18 protein-coding genes are annotated in these 24,407 nt (G+C 53.9%); 15 read left to right on the top strand and 3 right to left on the bottom strand.

What is annotated here, in order from left to right; genetic code table 11:
- Positions 1–116: 116 nt before the first annotated feature.
- The 11 genes from AC5DDB_RS03240 (at position 117) to AC5DDB_RS03190 (ending at position 11,899) form a co-directional block, all read left to right on the top strand.
- Complete coding sequence (locus AC5DDB_RS03240; RefSeq protein WP_491738238.1) at positions 117–518, top strand: hypothetical protein; 402 nt, start codon at positions 117–119, stop codon at positions 516–518.
- A gap of 121 nt (positions 519–639) precedes the next feature.
- A complete protein-coding gene (locus AC5DDB_RS03235; protein ID WP_491738237.1) occupies positions 640–1,938 on the top strand; it encodes a diphosphate--fructose-6-phosphate 1-phosphotransferase in 1,299 nt (432 codons plus the stop codon).
- A gap of 87 nt (positions 1,939–2,025) precedes the next feature.
- Positions 2,026–2,910: an HAD family hydrolase gene (locus tag AC5DDB_RS03230; RefSeq protein ID WP_491738236.1), complete on the top strand. Its 885-nt coding sequence runs from the start codon at positions 2,026–2,028 to the stop codon at positions 2,908–2,910.
- A gap of 117 nt (positions 2,911–3,027) precedes the next feature.
- Positions 3,028–4,842 carry an alpha/beta hydrolase family protein gene (locus tag AC5DDB_RS03225; protein WP_491738235.1) on the top strand — a complete coding sequence of 605 codons (1,815 nt, stop codon included), beginning with the start codon at positions 3,028–3,030 and terminating at the stop codon, positions 4,840–4,842.
- Positions 4,843–4,884: 42 nt separating this feature from the next.
- On the top strand, positions 4,885–5,466 hold the full coding sequence (locus AC5DDB_RS03220; protein WP_491738234.1) for a Uma2 family endonuclease: 582 nt from the start codon (positions 4,885–4,887) through the stop codon (positions 5,464–5,466).
- 122 nt (positions 5,467–5,588) lie between these two features.
- Complete coding sequence (gnd, locus tag AC5DDB_RS03215) at positions 5,589–7,058, top strand: decarboxylating NADP(+)-dependent phosphogluconate dehydrogenase (RefSeq protein ID WP_491738233.1); 1,470 nt, start codon at positions 5,589–5,591, stop codon at positions 7,056–7,058.
- Positions 7,059–7,106: 48 nt separating this feature from the next.
- Positions 7,107–7,841, top strand: coding sequence for an MBL fold metallo-hydrolase (locus AC5DDB_RS03210; RefSeq protein WP_491738232.1), 735 nt, complete (start codon positions 7,107–7,109; stop codon positions 7,839–7,841).
- Positions 7,842–7,853: 12 nt separating this feature from the next.
- Complete coding sequence (locus AC5DDB_RS03205) at positions 7,854–8,798, top strand: methyltransferase domain-containing protein (RefSeq protein WP_491738231.1); 945 nt, start codon at positions 7,854–7,856, stop codon at positions 8,796–8,798.
- Between the two features lie 36 nt (positions 8,799–8,834).
- The gene (locus tag AC5DDB_RS03200) at positions 8,835–9,758 is read left to right on the top strand and encodes a carbohydrate ABC transporter permease (RefSeq protein ID WP_491738230.1); all 924 of its coding nucleotides are present in this window, start codon (positions 8,835–8,837) and stop codon (positions 9,756–9,758) included.
- 16 nt (positions 9,759–9,774) lie between these two features.
- Positions 9,775–11,100, top strand: coding sequence for an ABC transporter substrate-binding protein (locus tag AC5DDB_RS03195; protein WP_491738229.1), 1,326 nt, complete (start codon positions 9,775–9,777; stop codon positions 11,098–11,100).
- The gene (locus AC5DDB_RS03190; RefSeq protein WP_491738228.1) at positions 11,090–11,899 is read left to right on the top strand and encodes a carbohydrate ABC transporter permease; all 810 of its coding nucleotides are present in this window, start codon (positions 11,090–11,092) and stop codon (positions 11,897–11,899) included. Before AC5DDB_RS03195 ends, AC5DDB_RS03190 begins: the two co-directional genes overlap by 11 nt.
- Here the strand turns inward: AC5DDB_RS03190 and AC5DDB_RS03185 are convergent.
- Entirely contained in the window at positions 11,896–13,608 is a 1,713-nt protein-coding gene (locus AC5DDB_RS03185; protein ID WP_491738227.1) for a sodium:solute symporter family transporter, read from the bottom strand. The two genes, AC5DDB_RS03190 and AC5DDB_RS03185, sit on opposite strands and share 4 nt — an antisense overlap.
- Before the next feature lie 409 nt (positions 13,609–14,017).
- Here AC5DDB_RS03185 and AC5DDB_RS03180 point away from each other — a divergent pair, with 409 nt between their 5' ends.
- The 4 genes from AC5DDB_RS03180 (at position 14,018) to AC5DDB_RS03165 (ending at position 21,757) form a co-directional block, all read left to right on the top strand.
- Positions 14,018–18,079, top strand: coding sequence for an isoleucine--tRNA ligase (locus AC5DDB_RS03180; RefSeq protein ID WP_491738517.1), 4,062 nt, complete (start codon positions 14,018–14,020; stop codon positions 18,077–18,079).
- Between the two features lie 36 nt (positions 18,080–18,115).
- Positions 18,116–18,934 (top strand): DUF4058 family protein, encoded by an 819-nt coding sequence (locus AC5DDB_RS03175; protein WP_491738226.1) that lies wholly within the window; start codon positions 18,116–18,118, stop codon positions 18,932–18,934.
- Positions 18,927–19,412 carry a tRNA (cytidine(34)-2'-O)-methyltransferase gene (locus AC5DDB_RS03170; protein WP_491738225.1) on the top strand — a complete coding sequence of 162 codons (486 nt, stop codon included), beginning with the start codon at positions 18,927–18,929 and terminating at the stop codon, positions 19,410–19,412. Before AC5DDB_RS03175 ends, AC5DDB_RS03170 begins: the two co-directional genes overlap by 8 nt.
- A 455-nt stretch (positions 19,413–19,867) precedes the next feature.
- Positions 19,868–21,757: a WD40 domain-containing protein gene (locus AC5DDB_RS03165; RefSeq protein ID WP_491738224.1), complete on the top strand. Its 1,890-nt coding sequence runs from the start codon at positions 19,868–19,870 to the stop codon at positions 21,755–21,757.
- A 1-nt stretch (position 21,758) separates the two neighbouring features.
- On the opposite strand, the gene AC5DDB_RS03160 is transcribed toward AC5DDB_RS03165, so the two are convergent.
- Complete coding sequence (locus AC5DDB_RS03160) at positions 21,759–23,549, bottom strand: TIGR02996 domain-containing protein (protein ID WP_491738223.1); 1,791 nt, start codon at positions 23,547–23,549, stop codon at positions 21,759–21,761.
- Between the two features lie 18 nt (positions 23,550–23,567).
- Positions 23,568–24,389: a purine-nucleoside phosphorylase gene (locus AC5DDB_RS03155; RefSeq protein WP_491738222.1), complete on the bottom strand. Its 822-nt coding sequence runs from the start codon at positions 24,387–24,389 to the stop codon at positions 23,568–23,570.
- Between the last annotated feature and the right edge of the window lie 18 nt (positions 24,390–24,407).

Below are 24,407 nucleotides of genomic sequence, written 5' to 3'. Positions count from 1 at the left end.
CCAAAAGAATTCATTTTGTTTATGCCGGATAAGTATGCGGTGTGTTGACGGCTCGTGTCTGTGAGTGTACGCTCTCGCTCGTCGTCCGATTTTGGTCCTGAATTCGCGGTCGTGTTGTGAATTATAAGCCCGTCCCGCTTCCGAATTTAACGCATTTGCAAGCCCTTGTTTGTTGGGCGTTGCATTCGCCGTATTGGGAGAGTTTGACAGTTCGTGAACTGCTCGGCCTCTTGCAAGAACACGGTGCCAACCTGAGCGAGTCGGCGTTCTATCAACTGATGCAACGCATGGAATCGGCCGAGTTGGTGGTGACGGAAGTCGAGTTGCCAAAACGAGTTCGGCAACGGATGCAGTCTCGGCGATACCGGTTGACTCGTCTGGGGCGTGAGGAGCTCGCTCGCACGATGGATTTCTACGAGCATCATCGGGAACATCCGCGACGCTTCTTCCACGCTGGTATGCAAGTTTCCTTGCTGACCGAAGACGACTGGAATGGCGACCGGGCCGTCAAACCATAACGAATCGAAGATCCGCTGGTGCCGCGACTTGATGAGTCGTGCCAAGCGATTCCCATATGTCATGCACGGCTCTACAGCCGTAGCACACGTTAGCACCTAAGAAGAATCGAGGAAAATCACGATGCCGAAGAACATGATCGTCGCCCAATCCGGCGGGCCATCGCCTGTGATTAACAACACGCTTCGAGGGATTGTCGAGACGGCTCGACAGATGGACGAAATTGGCACCGTGTACGCCGGTTGGCATGGCATCGAAGGGGTTCTCAAAGAAGAACTGCTCGACCTGACTGCTCAATGCCCCGAGGAAATCGCCCTGCTCCGCACAACACCCGCGGCCGGTTCGATCGGCACGTGTCGGTACAAATTGAAAGAGGGGCAGAACGAAGACTTCGACCGCGTGATGGACGTGTTCAAAGCCCACGACATCGGCTACTTCTGCTACATCGGCGGCAACGACTCGATGGACACCGCCAATAAAGTCGCCAACATGGCCCGCGAACGCGGACTTGATGTATGCGGTATCGGTGGGCCGAAGACGATCGACAACGATGTCGGAGACAGCGAGTTCAAGCTCGTCGACCACACACCGGGGTACGGCTCGACCGCTCGGTATTGGGCTCACTACGTGCAACAATCGAACGAGGAAAACAACGGGTCCTGCCCGGCTGACCCGGTGTTGGTGTTGCAAGCGATGGGCCGGAAGATCGGTTACATCCCTGCCGCCGCTCGATTGGGCGACCCAAACCGGGAAATGCCGTTGCAAATCTATCTGGCCGAGCGAAAAGTCTCGCTCGATCAGATCCGCGAGAACATCCACTCCAGCCTCAAAGAACACGGCCGCGCGATTGTGGTGGTCAGTGAAGGGTTGGAAATCGAGGGGCTTAAGATTCCCGAAGAGTTCATCGTCCGCGACTCCTTCGGCCATGCGATGTTGTCGTCGAGCAAAATTACCATTGCTCAAATGCTGACGAACGCGTTGAACGAAGAGAAACTTCCGGTCAAAGGCGCCGCTCGTTGCAATGTGCCGGGTACACATCAACGCAACGATATGGCCTACGCTTCGACAGTCGACTTGGAAGAGTCGTACTACGTTGGTCAGAAAGCCGCCTTGTTGGCTGGTGCCGGCGAGCACGGCTATATGGCGACGATCTTGCGAGCCGACTGGGATAACTACCAACCGCGTTACGACAAAGCTCCGCTGAGTGAAGTCGCCGAGAAAGACCGCAAGTTCCCAAGTCATTGGATCAGCGAAGACGGCACCGACGTGACCGACGAGTTCGTCAAATACGCCCGTCCGCTCATCGGCGATAACTGGATCAGCGTGCCTTTGATCGACGGTCGCATTCGGTTTGCTCAGCTGAAGAAAATCTTCGCGGACCAAAAACTCGACAAGTACATCCCACAAAGCGACCGCAAGTAATTCATTCGTAGGGTGCGTCGCGACGCACCAAATTTCATCTGCATTCATGGTGCGTCACGACGCACCCTACTGAGGAAAATACCGACAATGTCTGATAATCCACTCAACGATGGCTTTGCGAAGAAGAACGAATTTCTCATCGGGATCGATTCCGATGGATGTGCGTTCGACACGATGGAAATTAAGCATAAAGAATGTTTCATTCCGAACACGGTGAAATATTTCGACCTCCAACCGTGCTCGAAGTTTGCTCGGGAAGCAGCGGAGTTCGTGAACTTGTATTCCAAATGGCGGGGCATCAACCGATTCCCGGCTCTCACGATGACGCTCGATTTGCTCGAAGAATGGCCGGACGTGCAACGTCGTGGCGTGAAGATTCCCAAGCTACAAGGCGTGCGGGATTGGATCGAACGCGAAACGAAGCTTGGTAATCCCGCTCTGAAAGCCGAAGTCGAAAAGACCGGCGATGCCGACCTGAAACGGGCCTTGGATTGGTCGGTGGCAGTCAACGATATGGTCGCTGACATGGTTCATGGTGTGTCGCCGTTCCCGAACGTGCGTGAGTCGCTGCAGAAGTTGGCACCGGTCGCCGACATGATTGTCTGCTCCGCAACACCGAATGCGGCTCTCCAACAAGAGTGGGACGAGCACGGCATTTCCGAATTCGTCGAAGCGATTTGCGGCCAAGAAGCCGGTAGCAAGAAAGAGACGCTCGGCCAAGCGAAGGGCATGGGTTACGAGGAAGGCAAAGTCCTGATGATCGGCGATGCCCCTGGTGACATGAAAGCCGCGAAGGCGGTTGGGGCGTTGTTCTACCCCATCAACCCGGGCAACGAAGAAGCCAGTTGGGAACGATTCTTGAACGAATCCTGCGACAAATTCCTGAACGGCGAATACGCTGGTGATTACGAAAAAGCTCTAATCGCCGAATTCGACGAGTACCTTCCGGAAGTGCCGCCGTGGAAGAAATAGTGTAGGCGGCGTCGAGCGTTTTCTTCGAGTTGTCCTTCTCCGCAGTCGGAGGAGCTCACATAATGATTGGTGGACCAACCGTCAATTGACTCACGAAATTCGGGGGAGACGCTCGGTATGCCCATTCATGTCCAGTGCCGCAAGTGCGGACGCGAATACGACATTAAAGAGAAATTCGCGGGCCGCACGTTGCCCTGTAAGGAATGCGGTGCGAAGTTCCGTGTTCCAGCGGAAGCGGCCGATGAGTTTGTCGACTACGATGACGATTTCGACGATATGTTCGGAGGCGATTCGTCTGGTTCCAGTCGTCGCCGACGGTCATCGAGTTCGCCATCGCGGTCTTCCGCATCCTCTGGAAGTTCCGCAAAACGCAAACGCTCCCGGTCTGCAGACGAAGCTCCACCGCCTCCGTCGCGTTCCGGTTCTCGACGTTCGAAAAGTCCCTCGAAATCGCGGCGTTCGAAAGCTGCTCCGCCGCCTGAGGACTTTCTGGATAGTGACAAATTCCGCTACGTCGCTGTCGGCGTAATTGCCGTGATGATCATCCTAGCCGGCATCTGGTGGGCGATCACGGTGGCCTCGATGAAGTCTGGTGGCGGTGGAGGCAATAGCGGTATCGGTTCCGGGAATGCCGGCGGTTTGTTTTCGGTCGCAAGCGTACCGCTGCCGAGCTTTCCGCAGCTTCCACCGAACGGACGTCCGTTGCCCTCCGGTGTGCGGGTTTACGATGTTCGGTCGAACCAGACAAACACTCCCGGCGGAGCGATGCAATTCCGGGTTTACCTGCCGCCCGGTCAACATGCTCCGGGGTCATTGGGTTGCGTGCTAGTGGCACCCGCGGGATCCAATTTGCTCTGCGGGAATAGCTTGGATGACTCGAACTATCACGACGAAACCGAACCGTATGCCAAAGCCGGATTCGCAGTCGTTTCCTATTCCATTGACGGCGGTATCGAGGACCTCGACTTCGCGGAGGATCTCGAGATCGCCGAAGCATATACCGAATTCAAAGACGCGCACGCTGGTGTGGTCAATGCGCGAAATGCGTTGGAGTTCGTTTTGGCTCGATTGCCACAAGTGAACCCGCAGGCGATTTATTCCGCCGGTCACAGTTCCGCCGGAACGCTTTCGTTGCTATTTGCAGAACACGAACCGCGATTGGCTGGCAGCATCGCCTATGCACCCGCGACCGATGTGGTGGCTCGATTGGGTGAAGTCACGCTTGATCCATACACCGTATCGCTCCTGCCAGGTATTGCGGATTTTATCGTGCAGAGTTCTCCGCGAACGCACGTAGGAAGTTTGAGCTGTCCTGTCTTCCTGTTTCATGCCCGTGACGATAGCAACGAACCCTTTGGTACAACCGAACAATTTGCCAATCAAGCCAGTTCGCTGGGCAAAGACGTCACATTGCGGCTAGTTGCGAGCGGAGACCACTACGATTCAATGATCCGCGAGGGCATCCCCGCAGGAATTCAATGGCTCAAGCAAAAGATGGTCGTGCCCGCAACACCGTCGAACCAAACACCGAAAACGAATACCGCAAGGCCTGCACACTCGGAACCGTCTCAGCCGGTTGTACACTCCGAACCGCAACCCCAACCGATGCCAACAGCACCGCAATCAACACCGACGACTAGCAACTCACTTCCCGTTCGAGACATGGGACCGCCGATTCCTCCTGGCATGGCTGTCATGGCCTTCGAGGTAAAGGGGTACCAGGGTGCTGAGGAGCCATATCGGGTGATCCAACGGGTTCTTTTCCGGGAGCCATGGGTTCGACGGCCGTTCATTCGTTGGGAGGCCAGTCAATCACGAGTTCTCGTTGCAACCCGTGGTGGTCTCGCAGCGACAACAGACGCAGAAACAAAGTTGAAAGCAGCCGGTTTTGAACTCGGCACAGTCGAACTTACCGAGGGGAGCCTACCCTAACACATCGGAATGACGGTTTCCGGTTTTTGAGAGGGCAGATTAATGAGCATGGTGGTAGCCGAAGGCTTGATGACACACGAAGAGTTTATGGCTCTCCCGGAAGACGGCACAGAGCGAATGCTAATTCGTGGAAAACTCTGGGAGAAACCAATGACGCGGCGGAACCGTCACCACAGCCGTATCGAAGCTGAAATCGCCTTCTTATTAAAGGCGTGGTTGAAATCTCAGTCTGAACCGCAGGGCGAAGTTTACTCGGGTGAAGCGGGATGTCGACTTTCGGATGATCCGGCTTCGACCGTTGGAATCGATGTGTGCTACGTCTCCGCAGAAACCGCGGCCCGCGAACCAGAAGAAACCAGCCTAATTGATGGTCCACCGATTCTGGCAGTCGAAATCCTTTCTCCCAGTGACAAACAAGAGGAAATTGATGCCAAGTTGCAGGCCTATCTTGCAGCCGGAGTCCAACTTGTTTGGATTGTCAATCCCGTGATGGAAACAGTGACAGTCTATCGACCCAATGCAAAACCACAAATCTTCTCAGGAGACGATCGCATCGACGATCAAACGCACCTGCCCGGCTTCCAAGTGACCGCCAATTCGATTTTCCATCGCTCAGATACTTAACACGTGATCAGAAACTAACAAACTCAAACTCACATTCAATCGTCGTTCCTTCCAAATCCGTCCGGATTCGCTAGCATGGGGCGACACCACGCGAAACGGCTTTTCCAGAGAGACTTAGAATCATGTCACAACACGATATCGGACTAATCGGCCTCGCCGTCATGGGGCAAAATTTGGTCCTGAACATGGCGAACAATGGTTACTCCGTCGGCGTCTACAACCGGACTCAAGCCACGACCGATGAATTCGTCGGTGGTCTGAAAGATCGTCCGGAAGACGTCGTTCATCCCGGTACCGCTGACCGGGTTGTCGGTTACGATTCGGTCGAGGGTTTGCTCAAAGACCTGAAAAGCCCGCGTCGTGTGATGATCATGGTCAAAGCTGGTGGTCCGGTCGATGCGGTGATCGATCAACTGAAACCGTTGCTCGACCCCGGTGATATCATCATCGACGGTGGAAACTCAGACTATGCCGACACCAATCGTCGCTACGCCGACTTGAAAGCTGCCGGTCTGCGGTTCCTCGGCACCGGCGTTTCCGGTGGTGAGGAAGGGGCACTCAAAGGCCCGAGTATCATGCCCGGTGGTGATCCTGAGGCGTGGCCGTTCGTCAAAGAGATCATGCAGAAGATCTCCGCGAAAGTCGGTGAGAACAACGACATCCCCTGCTGTGACTGGGTCGGCGAAGCCGGTGCCGGGCACTATGTGAAGATGGTGCACAATGGCATCGAATACGGCGACATGCAGCTGATCTGCGAAGCCTACTTCATCCTCAAGCATGCACTTGGTCTGACCAATGAAGAACTCTACCAAGTCTTCAAAAGCTGGAACGAGAGCGAACTTGAAAGCTACTTGATCGAAATCACACGGGACATTTTCACTGTCAAGGATCCGGAAACGGGGAATTTCCTCGTCGATCAAGTCGTCGACACTGCCAAGCAAAAAGGCACCGGCAAATGGATGAGCCAACACGCGCTCGACCTTGGTGTGCCGACGACTCTGATCACCGAAGCCGTCTACGCTCGGTGTTTGTCGGCTCAGAAAGATGCGCGTGTGCGGGCTTCGGAAGTGCTTTCAGGTCCCGATGGTAAATTCGAAGGTGACAAAGAGCAGTTCATCAACGACGTCGGCAAAGCGTTGTACGCCTCCAAGTTGGTGAGCTACGCCCAAGGGTACGTGCAACTCGATGCCGCTGCCGAAGAGTTCGGTTGGAAACTGAACAACGGCAGCATCGCCCTGCTCTGGCGTGGCGGTTGCATCATTCGTTCGCGGTTCCTGCAAGACATCAAAGCTGCTTTCGACAAAGAGCCGAATCTCGAAAACTTGCTTCTCGACGACTTCTTCAAGAAAGCCATCGACGAAGCTCAATCGAGTTGGCGACGTGTGGTCTCGGCGGCTGTTGAACTCGGACTGCCCGTGCCTGGTTTCGCGGCTGCTTTGTCCTACTACGACGGTTACCGTCGCGATCGTTTGCCCGCCAACTTGCTGCAATCGCAACGCGATTACTTCGGTGCCCACACCTACGAACGCATCGACAAACCGCGTGGTGAAACCTTCCATACCGATTGGATTCGCGAACGCAACCTGAGCTAGTCAGCCGTTCAAAGACGCGAGTTTCCGAACGGAACTTGGTTTGACTTTATGAAGATTCAATTCCTAGGCACCTCCGGTCATCATCCAACCGAGCATCGGCACACATCGTGTGTGATGTTGCCGGAGGTGGGAATTGTCTTCGATGCCGGTACCGGATTCTTCCGGGTGCAAGAGCATGTGCAAACCCGCGAGTTGGATGTCTTTCTTTCGCATGCCCATCTCGATCATGTCTGCGGTCTGACGTACTTCCTCGTTCCTATGCTGAAAGGCATCGTCGACAAGGTTCGAGTACATGCAAACGCCGCCACGTTGGAGACCGTGCAAACGCACTTGCTCTCTCAGGGCTTGTTCCCGGCACCTCTGAATTTTGAGTACCACGAACTCGGTGACGGATGGGAACTCGCGGACGGTGGCCGATTGACTTGGCGACCATTAACGCACCCCGGTGGCTCGATGGGGTACCGGATTGATTGGCCGGATAAATCATTTGCGTTTATCACTGATACGACGACCAGCGAAGACTATCTCGATTTCATCGCCGAAGTGGATGTGCTCATTCACGAGTGCAACTTTCCAGACGCGATGGCGGAGTATGCCGAGCCGACAGGTCATAGCCACTCCACCGCCGTGGCTGAACTCGCCAAACAAGCAGGTGTGGGGCGTCTAATCCTGACGCACTTTGGCCCGGATCAGCCTCAAGACGACCCGGTCGGAATCGACGGCGTTCGCAAGATCTTTCCCGCTTCAGAAATCGCTCGCGATCCGTGGACTGTTGAATTCTAAGAGTGTAAGCCCATGGCCGAATGGCAGACGCAACTCCGATGCCCGGCTGACGGCAGTCCACTTTCCGAGGTCGATCAAACGCAGCTCGGTTGCTCATCGTGTGGCACTCGCTACCCCGTTGTAAGCGGCATTCCCCGGTTTGTGGAATCCGAGCATCTCGAAAGCTTTGGTTTCCAATGGAATCGTTACGAAGTCGCCCACGCCGACGAGGACCGTGCAACATTCGAGGCGAAAACCGGTTTTCGACTCGCGGAATTATCAGGGCTTAAAGTTCTTGATGCCGGTTGTGGTGGAGGCCGGTATTGCAAGATCGTGGGTGAGTCCGGCGCAAATGTCTTTGGGGCGGACCATAGCAATGCAGTCGACAAGGCTCAGCAACTCTGCGAAAACTTGCCGAATGTGCGATTCGTGCAGGCTGACCTCAAAGCGTTGCCATTCCCCGAACAGAGTTTCAACGCCGTATTTTCCATCGGTGTCATGCACCACGATGCCAACACTCGCGATGTGTTTGATGCAGTCGCGAAAATGGTGAAACCCGGTGGGCGACTCGCGGTCTGGTTGTATCGCCGAAACCAATGGTGGCAGGAGTGGATCAATAATCGACTGCGTCACCGGTCCGTCAATCTTAGTCGTGATCGTCTTGAGCGTTGGTCTCGGCGTGGTGCCACCCTTGGCGGTATTCCGATACTCAATCGAACGCTGAATAAGGTCGTCAATTTTAGTAATCACCCCTGCCGCGAGAATCGAATTTGTGACACATTCGACTGGTACGCACCAGCTTATCAACATCATCACACCATCGCCGAACTGACCGAATGGTTTCAGGCGGCTGGATTCGACGATCTGCGAGTTTTGCCTCCGGAAAAATCTGGGCGATTTTACAGTTGGTGCTATCGGAACAATCTGATTATTGGTAGTGGTGTCAACATTCAGGGAACTCGAACCGGCAAAGTCTAACTCTTACGTACTAGGATTGTGATCCGTTAGGTATCGATGCGTCAATTTCGCGAAGGACTTCTGTTCGTTTCTCCATGGGTCATCGGGTTTCTGGCGTTAACCGCCTATCCGTTTGTGTTGACACTCTATTGGAGTTTCTGCCGTTATGATTTACTCACCCAACCGACTTGGATTGGCACAGAAAACTATGAGCGGCTGATTCAAGAAATTGCTGATGGCGATGGGTTTGGCGTAGCACTCTGGAATACATGCTACTATGCCATGCTTTCAATACCCGGAAGCATTTTGCTAGGTGTCGGACTAGCGGTATTACTCAATCAGAAGGTGCGTGGACAAGCCGTCTATCGGACTCTGTTTTTCGTACCATCGGTTGTGCCGACGGTGGCTACGGCGATTGTGTGGGTCTGGCTGCTAGATCCCCAACAAGGGCTTGCGAATCATTGGTTGAGTTGGATTGGGCTCTCCCCGAATTGGTTTAATAGTTCTGCAGAAGCATTCAATCTGTCTTCGCTGGTCACCGGATCTGCCGGGTTCGGTTCTAAAGACGCACTCGTACTAATGTCCTTTTGGGGGATTGGCAACTTTATTCTCATTTACCTGGCAGCGTTACAAGATGTTCCCCGCGAACTCTACGAGGCTGCAGAGATTGACGGTGCCAGTTCCTTCAAAAAATTTTGGCATGTGACATTGCCCCATCTAACTCCCGTCATCTTCTTCAATGCGGTGATGGGAATCGTGCAGAGCGTGCAATATTTTACGCAACCTTATGTTGTCAGCGGCGGAACAGGTGGGCCTGATCGCTCAACACTCGTTGTTTCTTTGCATATATTCTTATGGGCATTTAAGTATCTTGATGCAGGCTATGCGAGTGCGGTTTGCTGGTCATTGTTTGTGATTGTTATCCTTCTAACAGTCTTGATGTTTCGCTCTTCGAAGCATTGGGTTCACTATCGAAGCTAAATCCAGGTTGCATTCGATGCGTCGAGTTTCCATTCAAACCGTGTTGCTAGTCGGAGTTGTTAGTTTGGCGGTCGGCTGGTCGATTGCTAGGCAAGTACAAGACTCGATATCAGAGCACGAGGACCGCGAACGCATTGTTTTTTGGCACTTCTGGGGCGGCGCGGACCGAAAGATCGTTCAAGAAATCGTCCGCCGATTCAATCAGTCACAGCCTAACTATCGAGTCGAAGAAATTGCGGTTCCCGGGCAGAATCTCGACATGAAGTTTTTTATGTCTCTTCAGGGTGGTGACGCACCTGATTTGCTCAATCAGGATGATCAGGTTATCGCACAATGGGCAAATGCCGGGGTCCTGATGCCGATTCGAGAGTTATGCCCCGATGAAACGACTTACAGGGAACTTGAAGAATGGCTCTATCCACCGGCCAAGCAAATCGGGACTTATGACAACGAGCTTTATGCAATCTGTAATGCGCTCGATATTCGTGTACTGTTCTATCGAGAATCTGCGATTGCTCCGTTTGAACCACCTCAGACGATTCAACAACTCGATAGAATCGCCAAGCGGCCTCTTGCAACGAATGAGACAATTCCATACCTCCCCGACAATCGTCGACTTTGGGCTTGGGGCATCGCCTTTGGAGGGGACTTTTACGATGAGCAGTCAGGGATGGTCACACCCGATGATCCTAAGATTGTCGAGGCTCTCGAATGGATGACGTCTTATTCTCGGGAGCTAGGTTTGGAGAAGATTCGTGCCTTTCGCAGTACGAATCGTGAGGCGGGTGCGGGGTCGATGTTGCGTGATGGTCGTTATGGATTGATGATGGATGGGCAATGGCGAGTGGCTGAACTCGACCGTGTTGTTGAAGAGTCTGAAGGGGAGTTTCAATATGGAGTGGCACCGCTTCCCTACCCTCCAAATGGACGAGCGAATGCAGGCTGGGTCAACGGGAACTTTTTTGTGGTTCCTCAAGGCTGCCAGAAGAAACGAGGCGTATGGGAGTTTATTAAGTTTTGGTCGGGGTTTGGGGGTCATGAAGCGGAAGCCGCGATGACTGCTAGTTCTGGTGGCTGGATTCCGGCAAGTTCGCTTGTGACTGCTCAGCCACACTTTCAAGATTATCTCCGGCGACATCCACGTTTTCGGTTGTTTGTTGAACTAGCAGAGTCGGAATCTCAAGTTCCTACACCTGCGATTCCGGTTCAAGCTTATTACTATGAGCGAGTCAATCAAGCGGCTGACGAGGCATTAACACTTCAGAAAAGTCCGCGTGAGGCACTTAGAGAGGCGGCTCGCGACGTACAGTCGCAACTCGATAAGGTTCGAAATGAACGCTAAACGTCTAACACATCCGCTACTAGTTTTGATGGCTGTCGCGTTCTCTTTGCCTTTATTGTATATGGTGCTAGGTTCGCTCAAACCGCCCGGACAGCTTGAGACAGAACTGTGGCCGAATCAGTTATATTGGCATAACTACCGAGTCGCTGTGCAGTCAGGTCATTACCTGCAAAGTCTGGCTAATTCGATACTGTTGTCGGTGTGTACTGTCATCGGCACCCTTGTGAGTTGCACACTCGTCGCTTATGGGTTCTCACGACTACGGTGGCCGGGTCGGGATGTCCTGTTCTTCGTGTTGATTTCGACGATGTTGCTGCCGTTTCACGTCACGATGTTACCGCGGTTTGAACTGTTCGCCACATTAGGACTCTACAACACCTGGTGGCCTCTCGTTTTGCCGAGTTTTTTGGCGGGAGAAGCATTTTATGTGTTTCTACTCAGACAATTCTTTATGACGATTCCTGAAGAACTGTCAGAAGCGGCTCGGCTGGATGGCGCAAGTGAATGGACAATCTTGCGAACGATCATCGTTCCTCTTTCATGGCCAGCTTTAGCAACGGTGTCGCTGTTTCAGTTTCTGCATACGTGGAATGAGTTCGCAGGGCCACTTCTGTACTTGAATGATCCCAGCCGATTGCCGTTGGCCTATGAACTCCAACAATATCTTAGTAGTTATCGCACGGAATTCGGGCCACTGATGGCTGGGGCGGTCTTGTTTACACTGCCTGTGATTGTCTTGTTTTTTCTAGCACAGAAAACGTTCATTCAAGGCATTTCCACGAGTGGCTTAAAAGGCTAGTTGCGATTCGATGGTTCTGCTTGAGCATGGTTGACAACCTGCCTCCAGGTCCAACGACTTTGTTCTTCCGAACATCTCGTTCGCAGTAGGAACGCTAGAACAACACCTGTGAGAACAGTGACAAACCAGGCCCCGGGAACAACTAAATGTGTCGAGAACGGCGTTCCTTGGTAGACCGAGAGTTGACCGGCTTCAATAGTCGGTCCACCTAAAGTTTCCGCCCACCATCCTCCTTGAGTATTCGCAAGCCAGGCTGTGATTTCTCGGAAATAACTAGTGAAAACCCCAAAGACCTCGCCAAGCAATAAAGCGAGCATGGCGATCGTCGACGTCACACGACGAGTAAACATGCCTAGCACGAACAGACCACCCAGTCCGCCAAGGAAACAGTTAAAGCCTTTCTGAGTGAGGTCGATGATGTTCGTGCCTTTTGAGATCTGATAGAGCAGTATTGTATAGACAACGACCGTAACGCCGGCAGCCGCGGTGAGTTTTCGTGCCCGCTGTAACTCTTGGTGAGAGGTAGCGGGTGTCTTTGCGAATGGTCGAATAAAGTCGACTGTGATAATCGTCGAGGCTGAGTTAGCACCAGAGTCGATTGTCGACATCGCAGCTGCAAACAATGCAGCTACAACGAGTCCTTTCAAGCCGGCTGGTAAATACATGCGAATAAACTGCGGGAAGACTTGATCGGGCAAGTCGCCTCTTGCACCCACCTGTGAATTGAGCAATTGTTCTTTAACTGGTAGATCCGACTGTTGCAGAAAAGACATCAACGCAATGCCAACTCCGGCTAGCAACACACCGATAAGTATGCTAGCGACAGCGCTGACAAGATAGGTTCGTCGGGCAGCGGAGATGTCCTTGACAGTAAAGTAACGTTGCAACGCCACTTGGTTCGCGCCATGGGTGCAGATGAACCAAAAGAACATGTTGAGTGTGATTGTGAACACCGTCGAGCGATTGGAAACGTTCCAGTCAAACCACTGCACTTCTTCATGCTGATACTGCTGACTGGTGGCGATCCAATCGCTGATTCCGGTGCCTGTCATCGAAGCGATGGATGTCATCGTCACGATTGCTCCGACGAGCAGCACCGTAAATTGAACGACATCAGTCCAGACAACGGCTCGAATACCGCCGAGAGTGGTATAAATGACGGAGAACATCCCAACACCGATAATGATTCCGAACATCATCTGGTTGAGTGTTTCAGCTCTGGCGATCGGATCGGCGATGGCGGGAACAGTGATTTCGGCCATCGCTCTGGATGCCGTCAGCACGACCACGGAAATCCAGCCGAATAGTAGCAGTAAGCAAAATACGGCGGCGAATGCGCGAACCGGATAGTTGAATCGTCGCTCTAAATATTCGTAAGCACTCGTGAGTCGCAGTCGCATGAAGAAGGGAATCCACAACCCCCATACGACGGCTAACACCAACGGAATCGGCAATTGGCGGGTGAGAAATGCAACGCCGGTGCGGAACATTTCACCGGGCATGCCGAGGTAGGTAATCGTGGACAGCAGCGAAGCGAACAGACTGATTCCCACTGCCCAAGCCGGCATGTTGCGACCGGCGACGAAGAAGTCATCACTCGATTGTTGTCTGCGAGCAATCACCACCCCCATCGCCAGCATACCCGCCAAAAACGCGGCAAGCACGAAATAGTCCGGAAACGTCAAACCCGCAGCGGTTTCAGCAAACATGGGCGTCTCGCACAAATCAACAAAACGGCATTTGTTTGCTTGGCGAGTATAACGTTACTCCGTCGGGATCTCGCCTCTTCGCCGAGTTTCTGCGGAAACGGACATTGATCAGACTAGTGAATAAGTAGGCTGGGACATGTCCCAGCTTTTTTCAGATCGTTGCCAAGCACGATGCTGGGTCGCGACCCAGCCTACAAGACTCCTACGGTTTGTGTTTCGGTGATTCTTGCTCAATGTGATTCGGATGTTTAGTAGTAGGCCGTCGGCCGACCGAAAAGTCAAGCAGTGGCAACTTGTTGGCATCTGGGCGATCGCTGAGCGGATGCCTTCCATTCGCTGGGTGTCCACCTACAATTGACGCTCTGTTTGGGCTGTTCCACATCTACTTTTGCTGTGTTCGACTGTCATGATGTTTCAAAAAGCTGGTGATTCTGAGTTTCTCCGAGGCGAGCACGACGCGCTGCGGTTTTGGAGTGCGTCCGATATTTTCGGGAAACTCCGTGAGAAAAACGCCGGGAAGCCGAAGTGGAGCTTTCTCGACGGGCCGATCACCGCGAACAACCCAATGGGCGTGCATCACGCGTGGGGACGCACGTACAAGGATGCCTTCCAACGTTACTTCGCCATGACCGGGCACGAACTGCGTTATCAGAACGGGTTCGATTGCCAAGGGTTGTGGGTGGAAGTCGAAGTTGAAAAGGAGATGGGCTTTGGCACGAAGCGAGCCATCGAGGATTATGGCATCGATCACTTCGTGAATGAATGCAAGCGGCGGGTGTTACGGTTCGCGGCTCGGCAGACGGAGCAATCGATTCGGCTTGGTTATTGGATGGATTGGGATAACCCCGATCAACTTCGCGAACTTGCGGAAGCGCTCGGCACCGACCAAACGGTGACGATTACCGCACCGAGTGGAGAAACCGAAACTGGCCCTGCTCACCAATTGGTCGCGCGGCTTGGCAATCCGAAGTGGGGCGGGAGTTACTTCACGTTCTCCACCGAGAACAACGAAACCATCTGGACGTTCCTCAAGAAGTGCTTTAACCGCAAGAAAGTCTACCGTGGCCACGATGTGATGCCCTGGTCCGGTCGGGCTGGGAGTGCGTACTCGCAGATGGAAGTGGCCGACGGTCGGAAACTGACGGTGCACCGCTCGGTGTTCGTGCGATTTCCGCTGGTTGACAGAGACAACGAGAATCTCCTCATCTGGACAACGACTCCTTGGACGCTGACCAGCAACGTGGCGGCGGCGGTCAATCCGGATTTGGATTACGTCAAACTCAAGTCCAAACGCGATGGTTCGATCTACTACTTCGCCAAGGACAACTTGGACACCAAACGGATGGAAACCGAGTTCAAGGAGGGTTTCGGACGGCCTGAGTGGAAATGGCCGGACGGTGTACCGAAGTTGAAGTCGCTGGCGCAGATCTTCAAAGAGCAAGGCGGCTATGAAATCGAAGACACGCTGAAAGGCTCCGAACTGGTCGGCTGGCGATATCGCGGCCCGTTCGATGAGTTGAGCGTTCAGAAAGATCATCAACATGATTCTATTCAGCGTCCCACTGACCCATGGTTTATCAACGAAAACGCAGGTAAATCGTTAGAGCAGTTCGTGGACGAATATGTGTCTCATTGGCAGGAGTTTGCCCGCGATGAGATTTATGAGGACACGCCCTCGAAACAACTCTTTGTGAAACTTCGCTTTGCAATTATCCAGGTTTTTGCAAATCTGGATGCTACTTGGTACATGTTCAGTGAAGTAGAGAAGGAACGACGGTTGACTCGCCTCCCTGATGTACGCGACGAGCCCTACTTGCGGCTCCAGGGATGGACTCTCGAAGCAAGAAGTTTTGGGTTAATCGAAGCAATTGCGTCACATTGGGCGACTCTAACCAATGTGGACAATAGATTTTGCGATGGAGAGCCAATCGCGACAGAAGAATTTCAGGAAGTTAGCAGGTTTGCTCATTCATTATGGACAGAACTCAATTCGAGGCTTGCAGGTCTAACTTCTCGCCGTGCGAAAGAATGTCATCGTGTGATTGACGGTGGCCGTGATAACAAAGGCAATCCAATGGTCACCGCTGGTGAGGGAACCGGGATTGTGCACATCGCTCCCGGTTGCGGGGACATCGACCATACGCTCGGTGAGAGACTCCTTCTGCCGAGTATCGCGCCGCTGAAGGAAGACGGACGGTTCGCGGAGGGTTTCGGTCCGTTCACTGGGCGAGAAGCGATCGACTCCGAAACCGCCGATTTGGTCTTCGAGCAACTCAAAGAGAAAGGGCTGCTCCTGGCCGTTGAAAAGTATCCGCATATCTATCCGCATTGTTGGCGGACGGGCGATGAACTTGTCTTCCGGTTGGTGGATGAGTGGTTCATCAATATGGACTGGCGACAGGAGATCATGGATGTCACGCAAGAGATCGATTGGCTGCCAGAATCGATCCAGGGCAAGGAACGCGAAACCGAATGGCTCTCGAACATGCGGGATTGGATGATCTCCAAGAAACGCTTTTGGGGACTCGCGCTTCCGATTTGGGTCAACCCCGAAGACCCAAGCGATTTCGAGGTCATCGGCTCACTCGATGAATTGAAAGAGCGTGCGGTTGAGGGTTGGGATGAATTCGAAGGCAACACACCGCACCGTCCGTGGATCGACAAAGTCAAAATCAAAAGTGAAGCAACCGGAGCGGTGTTGAGCCGGATTGTCGACGTGGGGAATCCATGGTTGGACGCGGGCATCACGCCGTTCTCGACGATGGGTTACCGTGAAGACCCGGCAATGTGGAACGAATGGTACCCGGCGGATTTTGTTACCGAGTGTTTCCCCGGCCAATTCCGCAATTGGTTCTATTCGATGTTGGCCTTGTCGACGATGATGCGATACGACGAGACCGACAATGCGAAGGAAAAACGCCCGTTCAAAACGCTGCTGGGGCATCGTCTGGTGATGGATGAGGCAGGCCAACCGATGCACAAATCTGACGGCACCGCGATCTGGTTCGAAGAGGCCGCCGAACAGGTGGGCGTCGATACATTGCGGTGGATGTACCTCGCGCAAAACCCGGCTGCGGACTTGCGGTTCGGCACACGGCATCCCGACGAACCCGTCGCATTGAACACACCGGACGGCACGATCTCGGAAACCAAGGAAGGACTGCCGACCTGCAAAGTGACCAGTAATCCCGCTGATGAAGTGCGACGACAAATCCTGATTCCGTTGTGGAATAGCTATTCGTTCTTCGTGAACTATGCCGCCCTCGACGGATTCGATCCGCAGAACTCGACTGTCGTGCCGGTCAGTGAACGGCCGGAACTCGACCGTTGGATTCTGTCAAACTTGCAGCAACTGACAAAGACGTGTCGTGAGTCGTTCGAAGCGTTCAATACACCCGGTGTGTGTAGTGCGGCGGCGGCGTTCATTGATGACTTGTCGAACTGGTACATTCGTCGTAGTCGTCGTCGGTTCTGGCGGAAGAACGAAGATGCCAGCAGCGAGAACCAACAAGACAAACTCGCCGCGTATCAAACGCTACATCATGTGTTGCTCACGCTGACGAAACTGCTCGCCCCGTGTGTGCCGTTCATGTCCGAACGTCTCTATCAGAATTTGGCATTGGGGCGAAATTTGGAAGACGCGGGTCAACCGTCGTCGATCGACGGCGTACCGGAATCGGTGCATCTTTGCGATTACCCGGAGCCGGACGAAAGCCTGCTGGATGAGGAACTCAATCAACGTGCGGCCACGGCTCAAGCGGTGGTGCGGCTTGCGTTGAAATTGCGAGAGGAAAGCAGTTTGCGTGTGCGACAACCACTCGCAGAATTGCGGATTGCCTCCAGTGATGCCGAACAAGCCGCGGCTGTGAAGAATCTGAGCGAGTTGATCGCCGACGAACTCAACGTGAAAACGGTGACGTTTCAAGACAGTCTCGGCGATTTAGTTCGCTACAAATACAAGCCGAACTTGAAAACACTCGGCCCGAAATACGGCAAGCTGTTAGGGGTGATCCGCAAGGAATTGCCGAACATGGATGCGGCCGAACTTGCCCCGCTGCAGAATGGCGATTCCGTCACCATTACGTTGGCCGGGAACGAGATTTCACTCACGGCGGATGATGTGCTGACCGAAACGGAGCAGGCAGCCGGTTGGTTGACGTCCTCCGAAAACACGCTGCAAATCGCGCTCAACACGGACCTTACGCCGGAGTTGGAAGCCGAGGGGATGGCTCGAGACTTCATCCGTCATGTGCAACAACTTCGGAAGGATAACGGACTCGAAGAAAACCAACGAATTCGGATCGGCTACAAAACGGAAGAGTCCGCTGTGCAGTCCGCTGTGAGTGCCTGGACCGAGACCATCCAGAGCGAAACACGGGCCGACCGGATTGATTCCGACGGCAATTTGGCATCGCCCAAGAGCGTCAACGTGGGCGATCATAAAATCGCGTTGTCGATTGAAGTGTGTTAGCATGGATGGGCGACCTGTGACAGGAGTTCAATTCAAATGCCCAGTCCGTTCCCCGGCATGGACCCGTACCTCGAAGTCTCGCGGTTGTTTGAGGACTTCCATGCGAAGTTCATCAACTATCTCCAAGAGTCGCTTGCAGACCTTGTTTCCGAGCAGTACGACGTCCGCGTCCGGGAAAAAGTGTATCTCGTGCATTCGGATGAAGACGACGCGATTATCGCGAAACGAATCGAACCTGATGTCGCAGTCACAACAAGGGAGCCTCAAGAAGGGAGTGTTGTGACCAAAGAGTCTGTCACAATATTGGAACCTGTCGTGGTCCCGCTCGTATCTCCGGGCACCGTCAGAGAGACAGAAATCGAGATAATACATCGTGATAGTCAATCACTGGTCACTTGTCTCGAAGTCTTGTCTCCATCGAACAAAGACTCGCGTGGTCGGGCGTTGTATGACGAGAAGCGGCAGTCCATTCTGTTGCGACCCGTGCACTTAGTCGAGTTGGATTTGTTGTTTCACGGGCAACGGATGACGTTTGCGCGTCGGTTGCCACCGGGAGACTATTATGCAATGGTATCCCGATCCGAGAAACGCCCACTCTGCGATGTGTACGCTTGGTCGGTTCGACAGAGGTTACCTCAGATCCCGGTTCCGTTGAAGCAGCCAGATCCCGATGTGACTCTCGATCTGCAAGAAGTGTTCGAGACCACATTCGAACGCGGACGATACGCCCGTTCGATCGACTATACTGTCGATTTTACCGAGAACGTGGCTCCCGAAACTCGCATATGGATCGAACAGCGAGCCCGAAATTCCGAATCGTCGCCAGACTCCTCCAAGACGCCGCCGCATGACTGAATCTACTGAACCGTTATTACACGTCGCCCTTTATCAGCCCGACATCCCGCAGAACACCGGCAATATCGGCCGGACGTGTGTGGCGGTCCGGGCGAAACTTTGGCTGATTCGCCCGCTTGGTTTCCGCCTGGACGACCGCTACCTTAAACGGGCCGGGATGGATTATTGGCAGCATTTGGATTGGCAAACCGTCGAAAGTTACAGCGAGTTGGTCGAACACCTCCCGGATCGGCGGATTTGGTGTCTGACCAAGACAGCAACGCGGCTTGCATGGGATGTCGAATTCTCACCAGGCGACGTGCTGCTCTTCGGAAGTGAAAGTCGCGGGCTGCCGGCTTCGATTCTCGGCGAAGATGCGACACGAAATCTCCGGCTACCGATGTATGAGGAAGTCCGCAGTCTCAACCTAGCCAGCACCGCCAACACGATCGTTTATGAAGCTGTCCGGCAGTTCGGTGGTTTGCCTGGTGTTTCGTGATTCCCTTGTCGAATAGGGGTTTTGACGGTATACTTAGTTTGCACAACTATCAGTTTATGAGATATTCAACAGAATAGGAGACAAACCGGGATGGGTGTGAAGAAGTCAGGTAAAGGTCGTCGGAAACTGGGACGAAAGAAACGCCGTAACCGGGCCAAAATTCGGCACCGGAAAGACTAAACCGTGCTGCGGTCTGGTTGCATCTGCAATTAACCCGCATGGTCATTCGGTGAGAGTCAGGAAGCGAGCGACTTCAATTCCCGTCGACTTGATTGAAACACCGTTTCGATTTGTTATCAGCATTCAGCCACAGGTCATTACCTGTGGCTTTTTTTGTGGGTTGATTTGATCGCCGAGAACCATCAACCACTCTTGATGCCTTGACACTCTGGGTTTGGGCAATCACCCTGGTAAGACCTGCGTGTTCTATTTTCCGACCGCCCAAGGTTCCCGCCATGCTGCCCGTCCAGACGATTCTTTCCGCCGCCCTGCTCTGCTTTGTCAGTCTTGTCGCTGTTGCTGAGGAAACTCCGCTCGTCGACCTTAAAAAAGCTGCCGCCGAAGCCAAAACGCGACGTGATGCAGCCAAGGTGTCCGTCGATGCCGCCGAAACGCTTGTCCAGACGGCGACGGAAGATTTACTGCGTGCGAAGTCAATTCCTCGGCAAGCCGACCGCACGTTGAGTGAAACGGAAAAGACGCTGAAAGCCCAAGAGACAGCAGTCAAGACAGCGACCGAAGCCGTGCAAAAGGCGGAGCAAGCGAAACAGCAGGCGGACAAAGCTGTGACCGATGCCGGCGAAGACGAAGCCAAGAAGTCGGCCGCCGAAAAGCAACAAGCAGCGGCTCAAGCTGAGCTCGAAAAGCAACGCGAATTGTTAGAGTCTGCGACGAAAACACTGAACGAAACCCAAATACAGCGCACCGCAGCAGAACAGGCCAAGCAAGACGCCCCAAAGAAAATCGAAGTTGCGGAAGCGGTCTTGAAGCAGGCCATGCAAAAGCGTGATGAAAGTCAGAAAGCCTACGAAACGGTTGCGGCGGAGTGGCTGACACATCAGCAGGCCGTCGAAGCTCATTTGATTGAGCACGGCCAGCTTGTTTCGTTCAGCGAAAAAGTGGCTCCAATTTTCCATCGTCGTTGTGTGGCGTGTCACAATGCACGGCTGGCTCAGGGACGGTTGAACATGGACACGTTCGCGACATTGGCGAAAGGTGGCGAGTCGGGCGAATCGTTTGTGCCCGGCGATCCTGATTCGTCGATGCTCTGGACAATGATCGAGATCGGCGAAATGCCGAAAGACGCCGATCCACTCACGGCCGAGGAAATGGCGGTTGTGCGGAAGTGGATCGAAACAGGAGCAGTTCTCGACGCGGGCAAACCGGCCGATGCCTCGCTCCTGACGATCATGCCGAAACCGCAGCAGCCACAGCCGCCGGAAACCTACAGAGCGACCATTCCCGTCACCGCACTCGCCTTCAGTCCGGATGGCAATTTGTTGGCGAGTTCCGGCTATCACGAAGTGCTGCTGTGGAATACTGAGGACGGGACATTGGTCCGCCGAATCTCAAATCTGGCGGAACGCGTGTATGACCTTCAATTTAGCCCGGATGGTGCATCAATCGTGGTGGCTGCCGGCACACCGGCACAGATCGGAGAGGTCAAACAGTTTGCTGTCGCCGATGGAAATTTACTGGCCGACTTGGTCATTACCCCTGATTCCGTCTTTGCCGTCGCGCTGAGCCCGGATGGAACTCGACTCGCATTCGCCGGAGCCGACCGCTCGATTCGCGTATTCGATCTTGCGTCTCAAGCCGAATTGCTGCACGTGGAAGATCACGCGGATTGGGTGATGGACGTCGCATGGAGTCCCGATGGCAAGCAACTCGTGTCTGCCAGTCGTGACAAGACGGCGAAAATCGTGAATGCGGAAACCGGCGAAGCCGTCATTACCTTCAACGGCCACACCGATGCCGTTTACACAATCGCCTTCAGTGCGGATGGCAAGCAGGTTGTTAGTGGCGGCGAAGACAATCAAATCCGGCTGTGGAACGTCGCTGATGCCAAAGCTGCCAAGGCGGTAAGGTCTTCAGGGGCGATATTCGATCTCCAGCAACTTCCAGATGGGCGAACGGCCGTTGCTGCCGCCGACAAGTCCGTGCGAATTGTCGTTTGGCCCGCCGGTCAAATTGCCAAGACATTCAGTGGCTCTCCGGAGTGGCTCTACAGCGTGGCAACTTCGCCGTCGACACAACGAATCGCCGGCGGCGGATACGACGGAACCATCCGCATTTGGAACATGGAAGACGGCAAGGAAGTCTTAAAGTTCGTCGCGAAGCCGTAGGTCACGACTTCATGCGTGGCCCAAGCCGGTGTTTGACGGCCATAAGTTCTGGTGGATCTTCCCCGAATACGTAGGTTCGGAATGCTCGAAGTCGCGGAAGAACATTTGGTGAAGCGAGCGGTCGCAAGCAATTCCGCACGGTTTCCTCGCTGATGTTTTCGGTCTGACCGTAGCTGAACAAGAACGACAAGCGAAGACTCTCGACAGTCTTCAGGAGAGATGACTGGAAAATCGCCTCCGCCTGTTTCTTGCTAAGATCAGTGGCAATGCAAAGAGCGACATAAGTCAACTTTGCGTGGCAACGCTCGATGCTGGCTACGTCGTCATCAGATTGAATTCGAATCCCAGTGAGCGTTCTAAGATTCCGAGACAGATTCGGCGATTCCAATACGCGATGGGCTTGGCTCCGACCAAAATAATCGTCGGACAACTCCAAGGTCTCTAGCTGCTTCTGCCCGTGCCAACCGTCGAGAGATCGCACGAAGTCCTGGTCGGCAAACTCATGTGTTTTCAACTCGCACAATCGCGGTGCTGCGTTTGTGGTTAATAGCTTTGCGATCGTCTCGGTGTGGAAAAATCCTTCCGACTGCGAATCATTATCGATGTGCAACGAACGCAAGTTTCGCAGCCATCCGCTAGTCGCCATCGTCTCGATGATCTTCGGGGCAATATCCTGGCAGACGAGGTGCAACCGTCGCGGTGGGCGAGCGGTTTTGATCAATTCATACCAAGCGTTTTCGGCTTCCTGCGATCGGCTATCATCGCTCCAACCAACACGGAGGTCTCTTAGTTCCTGGGCCAACGAAGACCTTGCAAACAATAGAAAACCTGCATCAGAGACGCTGAAATCTCGCAGCCGTTTCAGGAAAGGAGAATGCAATAACGCATTCCAGCCGGCGCGAGTGAGCTTGTTGGCATCCAGCGTGAGTTGGGTTAGATTTCGCAGATTTGGGGAAGTTGCCAGCGTTTCCGCGGCTGCGTCCGTCAGTCGACAATTATCCAAATGCAGTCGTTTAAGACGTTTGGCAAACGAGGCATTTACCACAAGCTCGGCCAGCCGATTCGAATTCCCTGCTGGAGCGAGCGGGCAACCGGTCAAATCGAGACGGGAAAGCGTCCGCAAGTGCTCTGCCCGACAGAAGATCTCGAATGCGGATGCAACAGTTCCAGTTCCTTCGCCAAACTCATTGAATAACCGCAGCCTTGTTCCGGGAACGAAACTTTTTAATCGTTGTACATGTGTTGCGTGCCCGAGTGCGTCGAGCCAAGCGGCCAGCGGTACGGGTGGTTGAGACCAGTCGTTGTGCCAATGAGGTTCGTTGAGAGGAGCGGCACCAATGATGTCGAGCGATCGCACATGGCGAAATGCGGGGTTGGATACAACTTCGCGGAGGGCATCGGGCTGGAGTGGTTCGCCTTCGTCATCGGTAAAACCGAGTCGCCACAGCGGTTCGGTTTGGAAGACGGATTCGCCGTGCTTAAGGAAGGCGTCTGCCGTCATCGTGGCGGAATGCAGAAAACCTCGCCGAAATTTCCAACGGACGATTTGCTCCGTCTTCTCGCCGAGCCATTCGGATTCGTGCTCGAACAGCAACTCGTCCGCACGCAATTCCAACGCCTGCCGACGCGGACTCCCCTTTCGGAGCCTCGCGGACTCGCATTGTAGGCGGATGAATTCGGCTCGTGTCGATTGGCCCTGGGCATCGAGCCAATCTGCATAGATCAGCCTTGGGGTGTCGTTGTGCGGGTCGGCAACGATCGCTTGCAAGAAGGGAGCAGAGGACTGAGACATGCTGACTCCCGCAGGCGATTACAGTTGTTCCAACACTCCGCCGATGAGTTTCCCAAGCCTTGCCCCACCTTCACCGGCAACTCGGATGATCTTCTCCAACTCGACCGGCTCCAACGCATCCGGCAGGCAGAGGTCCGTGACAATAGAAAATCCAAGCGTCCGCAGACCGGCGTGTTTGGCGACAATCGCCTCCGGTACGGTGCTCATTCCCACGACATCCGCTCCGAAGCCCCGCAACATGCGGTATTCCGCGCGGGTTTCCAAGTTCGGACCGGCAACGGCTACAAACACGCCTTTCGTGGCGGGAATGGACAGTTCCAACGCCGTTTTCTGAGCCAAAGCGATTAACTCGCGGTCGTAGGTTTCGAGCATATCGGGAAACCGAGGACCGAGTTCGTCATCATTGACACCCCGCAGCGGGTTGTCGGGCAGAAAATCAATGTGATCCTCGATGATGACAATATCCGCCAGCGAAAATTGGGGGTTCATTCCACCCGCGGCATTCGTGACGATGAGAATCTCCGCACCAAGCGCCTTCATCACCCGGATCGGAAAGGTGATTTGCTGCATCGAGTATCCCTCGTAGTAATGGAAGCGACCTTCCATCGCCACGAGAGGTATGCCCTTCAGCGTTCCACAGACCAATTGACCTGCATGTGAGGCGACTGTCGATGTGGGAAAGTGCGGGATATCGGCATACGGTAGTTTGGCCTCCGCATGAATCTCGGCAGCTAAGCCGCCCAGACCGGTTCCCAAAATCAAGCCGATTCGTGGTGTGCCGGCCCAATGCTTTCGGATGGCCTGAACCGCTTCCGAGATCTGCTCAGACAAACCTTGCATGGATTTTCCGTCTCTCTC

It is taken from the genome of Thalassoroseus sp. (genome assembly GCF_984380535.1).
Note: the sequence above shows the minus strand (reverse complement) of the source record. Positions and strands in the feature narration are given on the sequence as shown.

Bases quoted from the DNA above. Each gene is read 5' to 3' on its own strand.
- AC5DDB_RS03235 (WP_491738237.1), top strand. From the start codon at position 640: ATGCCGAAGAACATGATCGTCGCCCAATCCGGCGGGCCATCGCCTGTG.
- AC5DDB_RS03230 (WP_491738236.1), top strand. From the start codon at position 2,026: ATGTCTGATAATCCACTCAACGATGGCTTTGCGAAGAAGAACGAATTT.
- AC5DDB_RS03225 (WP_491738235.1), top strand. From the start codon at position 3,028: ATGCCCATTCATGTCCAGTGCCGCAAGTGCGGACGCGAATACGACATT.
- AC5DDB_RS03220 (WP_491738234.1), top strand. From the start codon at position 4,885: ATGAGCATGGTGGTAGCCGAAGGCTTGATGACACACGAAGAGTTTATG.
- gnd (WP_491738233.1), top strand. From the start codon at position 5,589: ATGTCACAACACGATATCGGACTAATCGGCCTCGCCGTCATGGGGCAA.
- AC5DDB_RS03210 (WP_491738232.1), top strand. From the start codon at position 7,107: ATGAAGATTCAATTCCTAGGCACCTCCGGTCATCATCCAACCGAGCAT.
- AC5DDB_RS03205 (WP_491738231.1), top strand. From the start codon at position 7,854: ATGGCCGAATGGCAGACGCAACTCCGATGCCCGGCTGACGGCAGTCCA.
- AC5DDB_RS03200 (WP_491738230.1), top strand. From the start codon at position 8,835: ATGCGTCAATTTCGCGAAGGACTTCTGTTCGTTTCTCCATGGGTCATC.
- AC5DDB_RS03195 (WP_491738229.1), top strand. From the start codon at position 9,775: ATGCGTCGAGTTTCCATTCAAACCGTGTTGCTAGTCGGAGTTGTTAGT.
- AC5DDB_RS03190 (WP_491738228.1), top strand. From the start codon at position 11,090: ATGAACGCTAAACGTCTAACACATCCGCTACTAGTTTTGATGGCTGTC.
- AC5DDB_RS03185 (WP_491738227.1), bottom strand. From the start codon at position 13,608: ATGTTTGCTGAAACCGCTGCGGGTTTGACGTTTCCGGACTATTTCGTG.
- AC5DDB_RS03180 (WP_491738517.1), top strand. From the start codon at position 14,018: ATGTTTCAAAAAGCTGGTGATTCTGAGTTTCTCCGAGGCGAGCACGAC.
- AC5DDB_RS03175 (WP_491738226.1), top strand. From the start codon at position 18,116: ATGCCCAGTCCGTTCCCCGGCATGGACCCGTACCTCGAAGTCTCGCGG.
- AC5DDB_RS03170 (WP_491738225.1), top strand. From the start codon at position 18,927: ATGACTGAATCTACTGAACCGTTATTACACGTCGCCCTTTATCAGCCC.
- AC5DDB_RS03165 (WP_491738224.1), top strand. From the start codon at position 19,868: ATGCTGCCCGTCCAGACGATTCTTTCCGCCGCCCTGCTCTGCTTTGTC.
- AC5DDB_RS03160 (WP_491738223.1), bottom strand. From the start codon at position 23,549: ATGTCTCAGTCCTCTGCTCCCTTCTTGCAAGCGATCGTTGCCGACCCG.
- AC5DDB_RS03155 (WP_491738222.1), bottom strand. From the start codon at position 24,389: ATGCAAGGTTTGTCTGAGCAGATCTCGGAAGCGGTTCAGGCCATCCGA.